The sequence below is a fragment of the Xanthobacter autotrophicus genome (assembly GCF_029991245.1).
Taxonomy (GTDB): Bacteria; Pseudomonadota; Alphaproteobacteria; order Rhizobiales; family Xanthobacteraceae; genus Xanthobacter; species Xanthobacter autotrophicus_C.
Map to the genome: position 1 here is coordinate 1 of NZ_JAIVFO010000389.1, position 425 is coordinate 425.

1 pseudogene is annotated in these 425 nt (G+C 73.2%); it reads left to right on the forward strand.

Going from position 1 to position 425, the window contains the following annotated elements:
• A pseudogene (locus K9U41_RS23355) lies at positions 1 to 326 on the forward strand (hypothetical protein); the annotation flags it as partial.
• Positions 327 to 425: the final 99 nt, after the last annotated feature.

A 425-nucleotide genomic window follows, 5' to 3' on the forward strand; every position in this document is an offset into this window, starting at 1 on the left:
ACTGGCTGCTGTTCGGCGAGCGCCAGCGGGCGGCCGACAGCCTCTGCGCCGCGGAAATCGGCGCCTGGCAGGCCCAGGGCTTCCTGCCGCGGCTCGATCGGGTGTTCTCGCGCGACCCGGGCGCTCCGCACCGCTACGTGCAGGATGCCCTGCGGGAGCACGCGATGGAACTGCGCGCCTGGCTGGACGACGGCGCCGTCGTGTTCGTCTGCGGCAGCGCCGAAGGCATGGCGGCCGGCGTGGACCGGGTGCTGGCGGATCTGCTGGGCGACGAAGGCGTCGAGGCCCTCATCGCCGACGGCCGCTACCGCCGCGACGTCTACTGAGCGCGGGCCGCAGGATCAGCGCAACTCGCCGTACTGCGTGTTGCTCAGGTCCGGCGAGGAGGCGTGGTCGCGGCCGGACGTTTCCGCGTCGTCGTAGCC